The sequence below is a fragment of the Mycobacterium sp. genome, from assembly GCF_049683355.1.
Classification (GTDB): domain Bacteria; phylum Actinomycetota; class Actinomycetes; order Mycobacteriales; family Mycobacteriaceae; genus Mycobacterium.
In genome coordinates this window covers 1-6,072 of sequence record NZ_JBAUJB010000050.1, presented here as the reverse complement: position 1 = coordinate 6,072, position 6,072 = coordinate 1, and the positions used below count along the sequence as shown (strand labels likewise).

The following is a 6,072-nucleotide window of genomic DNA, read 5'->3' as shown; positions in this document are numbered from 1 at the left end:
TCAGAAGGGTGGTGGGTCGTCGCCGTAGTCGGGGGTGTGGTCGGTGGGGTGGAATTGGTAGTCGGGGTAGTGGTGGCCCGGTGGTGGGGTCGGTGCGGTCGGTGCGCTTTCCAGCGCGCGTTCGGTGGCGTTGAGTTTTCGTTCGGCGGTGATGCGGGCGGCGCGGGTTTGGGTGCGGGTGCGGCGGCGGGTGGGCATCTTGAGGTGCCGGCCGGGTCGGGTCGGTGGGGGTGGTGCTGGTCGGTCGGGGGCTGGTTGGTCGGAAGGTGGTGGGGTGGTGGTGTTCCAGTGGGGGAACAGCAGTGCGGTGAAGGGTTTGGTGGTGTAGGTCAGGCCTGACGGGGTGGTGATGGTCAGGGTGCCGTCGGGGTGTTGGGTGTCGTGCCAGCCGGTCCAGAAGGTTTTGATCAGGTGGTGTAGCCGGCAGTAGCACTTGCAGTTGGTGGGGTGGGTGGGTCCGGTGGGCCAGGGTTGGGTGTGGTCGATGTCGGCGTGGGTGGCGGGGCGGTCGCAGCCGGGGAAGCGGCAGGTCAGGTCTCGGGTGCGGATGAAGTCGGCCAGTGCGGTCGAGGGCCGGTAGCGGTCTTCGCCGCAGGGGTCGGGGGTGGTGACGAACCGGATTTTGGCGCCGTGGTGGATCAGGTCGGCCAGCAGTGCCGGGGGCACGATCGCGGCTTTGGCGCCGGGGATCAGCGCGGCGGTGCGGCGTCGCGGCGCTGGTCGAGCCGACGTGGGCGGTGTCGACTGGGGCTTCGACTCGGCGGCGGGCTTCGCGACTGTCGGCTCGGGTGGCGCAGTCGGCTCGGCAGGCTCGGGCGCGGGCGATTCGGCGGGCTTGGCCGCTGGCGATTCGGCCGGCTTCGGCGTGGGTGTGGGTGGGGGGTCGCCGCCGGGCCCGTGCAGTTTCGGGTCCAGGGTGTCGTTGAGGGTGTCTGTGTCGGTGAAGACGTGGACGACGAAGTTGCTGGCGCGGCCGTCGTCGGTTGTGGCGGCGCATCCGGGGTTGTCGCAGCGGCAGGCCAGCGTGGTGGCGTGGGCGGCGATCGCGCCGAGGGCATCGGCGCGGCGTTGGGCCAGGGTGCGGGGATCGTCGTCACAGACGGTGGCGATCATGGCGCTCAGGCGCTGTTCGAGTAGCGCGGCGTCGGTGCTGGTGAGCCGTCCGTGCACGCTGGTGGTGCCGGTGGCGTCGTCGCGGTCGCCGATGACGAAGTCGCGGCCGCGGACCCCGTTGCGGACCCGGCGCACCGCATCAGGGTCGTGGCGTTCGACCCAGAAGTCGATGGCCTTTTCCAGCTTGTACTGCGACAGCCGGCCCCAGGCCGGGGCGTGCTCGGCGATCTCGGTGTCGATGCGGGCCAGCGCTCCCGGGTCGCACACCAGGTAGGTGCGCCAGGAGATGGTGGCGATCATCGCCGCGCTGATCTGCCCGGCCAGGAACCGGGCCCCGACTTTGGGTAGCCGGTCGCGCAGCGTGACCGCCAGCCCGATCTGGCCCAACGCCCGGCCGTGGCTGATCGTCAGGGCACACGACAGCCCGGCCGCGGCGGCATCGAGATCATCGACGACCCAGTTCGGATGCTGCTGGGCGACCCGGGCGCGGCGTTCGATCTCGGCGATCACGGCCAGCTTGCGGGCCTCGGCCGCCGCCGAAGCGCGCGCCCAGCCTGCCGCGGCCTGGGCCAGCGCGCCATCACCGAGACCGGCGAGCTGATCCGGCCCCGCCAACGAACCATCGAACATGTGTTCTATTCTACCGCCGGGCAGTGACAGCTCAGCCGCGCGGCAGCAGAGCCATCAGCTGATCGGCGGTGGCCGTCCACCCGAGGTCGTGATCCTCGATCGCCTCCGGGGGCAGCAGCGAGTGCTCGATCGACATCAGCGTCTGATCCTCGCCGAAGGGTTCGAACGCGACGTTGACGATGCTCACCGTCGGATCCGTCCACCCCGAGTGACTCCAGGTGACGCGCAACAGGCGCGGCCGATCGATGTCGAGGAACTGGCCGGTGATGATCAGCACCAGCGAACCCGAGTCGTCGACGTCGAACCGGACGCGGCCCCCGACATGCGGTTCGACGGTGATCGCGACACACCTCACCGGCCGCGGACACATGCAGTCTGCCAACGCCTCGGGGTCCAGCCATTCGTCGAAGACCTCTCCTCCTCGGGCCTTGCGGGCATCACACGCTGCACCCGGACCACGGGCGGGCTGGTCACCGGCCACGCCCCTTCTTGCGCAGCCGCTCCGACAGTGCGTCCGCGCGGGCGGACCAGAAGTCCGTCTGCTCGTCGATCCATTGCTGCGCGGATTTGAGACCATCCGGCCGCGCAGACAACCAGTGCTCGCGGCCGCGCACTTCGCGCCGGACGAGGCCGGCGGACTCGAGCACACCGACGTGACGCGACACCCCCGCAAACGTCATCGGCAGCGGCGCGGCCAGATCGGTGATGCGCGCATCACCCTCGCGGAGAGTCTCCAGCAGCCACCGGCGGGTGGGATCGGCAAGTGCGGCATACGCACGGTCCAACAGTTGATCTTCAACCATTCTGTTGACTATAACCGCTCGCCGTGGTCTGCTGGAGTTCGAAACATTCAACCAATACGTTTAATGTTAGGGCCGAGGGAGAATCCATGGAGACACCCGAAATCATTTCCCGGGAGAAGTGGGAATCCGCGCTCGCGGACATGCTGACCAGCGAGAAGGCCTTCACGCGGGCTCGCGATGCGCTGGCCGCCAAGCGCCGCCGGATGCCCTGGACGCCGGTCGACAAGGACTATCGCTTCGACGGTCCCGGCGGGCATGTGAGCCTGCTCGACCTTTTCGACGGACGTCGCCAACTGATCGTGTACCGCGCTTTCATGGACCCCGCCGTGGATGGGTGGCCCGAACACGGTTGTGTCGGTTGCTCTTTGACGGCCGACCACATCGGCAACCTCGCCCACCTCAACGCCCGGGACACCACCCTCGTTTACGCCTCCCGCGGAGCCCAGCAGGACCTGGCGCGGATCAAGGCCCGGATGGGCTGGGACATCCCCTGGTACACAATGCTTCCCGATGAAGACAGCGCTTTCGACGTCGACTTCGGCGTCGACCAGTGGCACGGCACCAACGCATTCATCCGCTGGCAGGCCGACGGCGAGGACCGGGTGTTCCGCACGTACTTCATCAACAACCGCGGCGACGAGACATTCGTCAACACGTGGGACTTCCTCGACATGACCGCGCTGGGACGACAGGAGAGCTGGGAGGACTCGCCGTCGGGTTACCCGCAGTCCGCACCCTACGAGTGGTGGAGCTGGCACGACACCTACGGCGAGACCCGGGAGTGTGGTCACTGTGCCGCCTCGTGACGTCCGAGATGTCGCCGATCTCTACCAGGACACCCGGATGCGGATCGCCGGCCTGCTGGCCGACGCGCCGCCCGCCATCTGGCAGCGCCAGGTTCCGGCGTGCCCCGGTTGGTCGGTGCGCGACGTGGTCTCGCACATGACCGCGGTCGCCCAGGATTGGGCGGCCGGGCGACTGTCCGGCGCGCCGACCGACGAGGAGACGGCCGAGCACGTCGCCCGTTTCCGAAGCTGCGACGAGGCCGAGATCCTCGGAACCTGGTCCGACGCCACATCTCGACTCCGAGAGCTGGCCGAGACCGCGGGGCTGGAACCGCCCCTCGGTGATATCGCATGCCACGAACACGACATCCGCAGCGCGATCGGGAGACGGGTGCCCGGGCTGCCGAGTCGGTGCGCTGGACCGCCGACCGCCTGCTCACGCTGTTGCATCCGCCATTGCCGCTACGGATCGTCGTCGAAGACGGTGAGTACCGCAGCGGCCCCGTCGACGGAACCGAGATGCGACTGCAGACCACGCTGTTCGAAGCGCTCCGATGGCGGACAGGACGTCGTAGTCGCGCTCAGCTTGCCGCGATGAACTGGTCGAGCGACCCGACGCCGGTACTCGACCACCTGTGCCTGTTCGGCCCAGCTACCGCCGACTTAGTCGAGTGAGGGGACTTCCGCGGAAAACTTGACATGTGTAAAGTTTGGCCGCATGGACAACATCCGCGGCAAGACCATCGCCATCACCGGCGCCGCCCGGGGCATCGGATATGCGACCGCGACAGCGCTGCTCAAGCGGGGTGCTCGTGTCGTCATCGGTGACCGTGACGTGGCACTCAGGAGTCCGCGGTCGCCCAGCTGACCAAGCTCGGGTCGGTCTCGGGCTACCCGCTCGACGTGACGGACCGGGAGTCGTTCGCGACGTTCCTGGACAAAGCCCGCACCGACGGCGGCGGCCACATCGACGTGCTGATCAACAACGCCGGCGTGATGCCGATCGGCCCCTTCCTGGAGCAGTCCGAAGGGTAGATCCGCTCTTCGATCGAGGTCAACCTCTACGGCGTCATCGCCGGGTGCCAGTTGGTGCTGCCCGGCATGGTCTCCCGCGGGCGCGGCCACATCATCAACATCGCCTCGCTGTCAGGGGTGATCCCGGTTCCGGGCCAGGTCGTCTACGTCGGCGCCAAGTTCGGCGTGGTCGGGCTGTCCGCGGCGCTGGCTGATGAGATGGCGCCACACGGTGTGCACGTGTCGGTGGTGATGCCGCCGTTCATGAACACCGAGCTGATTTCCGGTACCAGAGAGACGCCGGGCACCAAACCCGTCGAGCCCGAGGACATCGCGGCCGCCATCGTCAAGACCCTCGACAAGCCGAAGACCCACGTCTCGGTGCCGCCGTTCCTGCGTTCACCGCGCAGGCCGCCCAGATGCTGGGGCCGCGCGGACGTCGCTGGATGAACAGCAAGCTCGGCCTGGACAACGTGTTCCTCGAGTTCGACAACACGAAGCGTCAAGGCTATGAACAGCGTGCGCAAGCCGCGCAGGGCGTGGTCGAAGGTTCCGGCCCGGGACAGACCAGCCGACACGATTTGATGTCTTTCGTGTAACAGTTTCCCGTAGCGTCACGACTACACCATTGGTAACTGCAGGCACGGCAAGAGGCAACATGATGGTGAAAGCCAAGGTCGTCGGCAGTCTGGCAATGTGCGCTGTCCTGACCACGGCGCTCGACGCCTCCGCGGGAGATTTCACCGCGCAGGCCGACGGCCGGGCCGCCGGGATATACGTCGGCGTCAATCAGCTTCGTCAGGCATGCGGGGCGATCGGCGAGGATGCGCGGCTGACCGCGGCGGCTCAGCGGCACGCCAACGACATGTTGCAGAACAAGGCGTACAGCCATACCGGCTCGGACGGTTCGTCACCCCGGGCGCGCATGGCGGACGCGGGCTACGGCGCTCTGGGCTCCACCGGTGAGATCGTGTACTGGGCCACCGGGTCCGCTGCTACTGCGGACGGTGCGCTCAACTTCTGGATGCAAAGTCCTGGACACCGGGCGATCATCCTGAACTGCGGGTTCACCGCAGGCGGGTTTGCCACTGCCTCCGACGGCCGCACGATGACCGCTGTCGGTGACTTCGCAGGTCCGTAGGATCCAGACCGCCCAGGTCGTTCCACGCGGAGCAGGTAGCGGTCCGGCTGAGAAACGGACACGCATCAGTACCGAAATCATCTCTTTTGCAATGGGTTTCCGACACGAACAGATGTCAACCCATGCCCAACATCACCATTCGGAAACGGCGTGGTGCGGCGTGTTCCGCCCCTGGCGCGCGTGGGGATAAATTGACGACGTCGTTCCGAGGGGAACGAAAGATCCTTGGAGAGTGAATGAAGGAGTTGGTAGATGATGGTGGTCTTTGATCGACTCAGCATCAGAGTGACTGCCGTCGGTGCCGGCCTGTGCGGCGTCGCCTTGGCGTTGAGCCCTGGCGTGGCGCAAGCCGGTGGGTACGAGTGCCTCCAGACATCGGCGGGTGAAGTCCCCGCGGCCGGGGCGGTGGCCTGCGCGCCGCTCTCTGAAATGTCCGGTATTCCAATGGCTTTGCCGGGACCGCTGGCACCGCCCCCGATTGTGCCGCCGTTGGCGCCACCCCCGGTCGTTCCGCCGATCGTGCCTCCTCTGGCACCGCCGCCGGTCCCGCCCGTGGTGCCGCCTCTGGCACCGCCGCCGGTGGTGC

The 6,072-nt window shown here is 67.5% G+C and carries 5 protein-coding genes and 3 pseudogenes; 5 read left to right on the top strand and 3 right to left on the bottom strand.

The features are described 5' to 3' along the window. From WA944_RS02890 to WA944_RS02880, 3 genes and pseudogenes are all read right to left on the bottom strand, one after another. Positions 1 to 1,743: an HNH endonuclease signature motif containing protein gene (locus WA944_RS02890; RefSeq protein WP_526608517.1), complete on the bottom strand. Its 1,743-nt coding sequence runs from the start codon at positions 1,741 to 1,743 to the stop codon at positions 1 to 3. Between the two features lie 31 nt (positions 1,744 to 1,774). Continuing rightward, a pseudogene (locus WA944_RS02885) lies at positions 1,775 to 2,181 on the bottom strand (SRPBCC family protein). A 32-nt stretch (positions 2,182 to 2,213) separates the two neighbouring features. After that, a complete protein-coding gene (locus WA944_RS02880) occupies positions 2,214 to 2,546 on the bottom strand; it encodes an ArsR/SmtB family transcription factor (protein ID WP_526374138.1) in 333 nt (110 codons plus the stop codon). Positions 2,547 to 2,632: 86 nt separating this feature from the next. On the opposite strand from WA944_RS02880, the gene WA944_RS02875 reads away from it, so the two are divergent. The 5 genes and pseudogenes from WA944_RS02875 (at position 2,633) to WA944_RS02855 (ending at position 5,486) form a co-directional block, all read left to right on the top strand. Further along, positions 2,633 to 3,352, top strand: coding sequence for a DUF899 domain-containing protein (locus WA944_RS02875; RefSeq protein ID WP_526608515.1), 720 nt, complete (start codon positions 2,633 to 2,635; stop codon positions 3,350 to 3,352). A 37-nt stretch (positions 3,353 to 3,389) separates the two neighbouring features. Further along, a pseudogene (locus WA944_RS02870) lies at positions 3,390 to 3,596 on the top strand (maleylpyruvate isomerase N-terminal domain-containing protein); the annotation flags it as partial. A gap of 86 nt (positions 3,597 to 3,682) precedes the next feature. After that, entirely contained in the window at positions 3,683 to 4,006 is a 324-nt protein-coding gene (locus WA944_RS02865; RefSeq protein ID WP_526374141.1) for a hypothetical protein, read from the top strand. A gap of 43 nt (positions 4,007 to 4,049) precedes the next feature. After that, positions 4,050 to 4,944: pseudogene (locus tag WA944_RS02860) on the top strand (SDR family NAD(P)-dependent oxidoreductase). Between the two features lie 62 nt (positions 4,945 to 5,006). Beyond that, a complete protein-coding gene (locus tag WA944_RS02855; RefSeq protein ID WP_526374140.1) occupies positions 5,007 to 5,486 on the top strand; it encodes a CAP domain-containing protein in 480 nt (159 codons plus the stop codon). The last annotated feature ends 586 nt before the right edge of the window (positions 5,487 to 6,072 follow it).

What these genes read in the sequence shown, in the direction of transcription:
- WA944_RS02890 (WP_526608517.1), bottom strand. Translation starts at nt 1,743, where the DNA reads ATGTTCGATGGTTCGTTGGCGGGGCCGGATCAGCTCGCCGGTCTCGGT.
- WA944_RS02880 (WP_526374138.1), bottom strand. Translation starts at nt 2,546, where the DNA reads ATGGTTGAAGATCAACTGTTGGACCGTGCGTATGCCGCACTTGCCGAT.
- WA944_RS02875 (WP_526608515.1), top strand. Translation starts at nt 2,633, where the DNA reads ATGGAGACACCCGAAATCATTTCCCGGGAGAAGTGGGAATCCGCGCTC.
- WA944_RS02865 (WP_526374141.1), top strand. Translation starts at nt 3,683, where the DNA reads ATGCCACGAACACGACATCCGCAGCGCGATCGGGAGACGGGTGCCCGG.
- WA944_RS02855 (WP_526374140.1), top strand. Translation starts at nt 5,007, where the DNA reads ATGGTGAAAGCCAAGGTCGTCGGCAGTCTGGCAATGTGCGCTGTCCTG.